The 1580-nt window shown below is 48.9% G+C and carries 1 protein-coding gene; it reads left to right on the forward strand.

What is annotated here, in order from left to right; all coding sequences use genetic code 11:
• Positions 1-1580: DNA polymerase (locus SB816_RS29650; RefSeq protein WP_410547955.1), on the forward strand; the 1580-nt coding region annotated here is incomplete at both ends.

Below are 1580 nucleotides of genomic sequence, written 5' to 3' on the forward strand. Positions count from 1 at the left end.
GTGAAGAATTCGGTAAAGGTCCGATCATCATGATCTCTTACGCGGACGAAGAAGAAGCGAAAGTTATCACCTGGAAAAAAATCGACCTGCCGTACGTTGAAGTTGTTTCTTCTGAACGTGAAATGATCAAACGTTTCCTGAAAATCATCCGTGAAAAAGACCCGGACATCATCATCACCTACAACGGTGACTCTTTCGACCTGCCGTACCTGGCGAAACGTGCGGAAAAACTGGGTATCAAACTGACCATCGGTCGTGACGGTTCTGAACCGAAAATGCAGCGTATCGGTGACATGACCGCGGTTGAAGTTAAAGGTCGTATCCACTTCGACCTGTACCACGTTATCCGTCGTACCATCAACCTGCCGACCTACACCCTGGAAGCGGTTTACGAAGCGATCTTCGGTAAACCGAAAGAAAAAGTTTACGCGGACGAAATCGCGAAAGCGTGGGAAACCGGTGAAGGTCTGGAACGTGTTGCGAAATACTCTATGGAAGACGCGAAAGCGACCTACGAACTGGGTAAAGAATTCTTCCCGATGGAAGCGCAGCTGTCTCGTCTGGTTGGTCAGCCGCTGTGGGACGTTTCTCGTTCTTCTACCGGTAACCTGGTTGAATGGTTCCTGCTGCGTAAAGCGTACGAACGTAACGAACTGGCGCCGAACAAACCGGACGAACGTGAATACGAACGTCGTCTGCGTGAATCTTACGCGGGTGGTTTCGTTAAAGAACCGGAAAAAGGTCTGTGGGAAAACATCGTTTCTCTGGACTTCCGTTCGCTGTACCCGTCTATCATCATCACCCACAACGTTTCTCCGGACACCCTGAACCGTGAAGGTTGCCGTAACTACGACGTTGCGCCGGAAGTTGGTCACAAATTCTGCAAAGACTTCCCGGGTTTCATCCCGTCTCTGCTGAAACGTCTGCTGGACGAACGTCAGAAAATCAAAACCAAAATGAAAGCGTCTCAGGACCCGATCGAAAAAATCATGCTGGACTACCGTCAGCGTGCGATCAAAATCCTGGCGAACTCTTACTACGGTTACTACGGTTACGCGAAAGCGCGTTGGTACTGCAAAGAATGCGCGGAATCTGTTACCGCGTGGGGTCGTGAATACATCGAATTCGTTTGGAAAGAACTGGAAGAAAAATTCGGTTTCAAAGTTCTGTACATCGACACCGACGGTCTGTACGCGACCATCCCGGGTGGTAAATCTGAAGAAATCAAAAAAAAAGCGCTGGAATTCGTTGACTACATCAACGCGAAACTGCCGGGTCTGCTGGAACTGGAATACCAAGGTTTCTACAAACGTGGTTTCTTCGTTACCAAAAAAAAATACGCGCTGATCGACGAAGAAGGTAAAATCATCACCCGTGGTCTGGAAATCGTTCGTCGTGACTGGTCTGAAATCGCGAAAGAAACCCAGGCGCGTGTTCTGGAAGCGATCCTGAAACACGGTAACGTTGAAGAAGCGGTTCGTATCGTTAAAGAAGTTACCCAGAAACTGTCTAAATACGAAATCCCGCCGGAAAAACTGGCGATCTACGAACAGATCACCCGTCCGCTGCACGAATACAAA

Source organism: Achromobacter sp. SIMBA_011 (assembly GCF_046535435.1).
GTDB classification, from domain to species: Bacteria; Pseudomonadota; Gammaproteobacteria; order Burkholderiales; family Burkholderiaceae_B; genus Achromobacter; species Achromobacter dolens.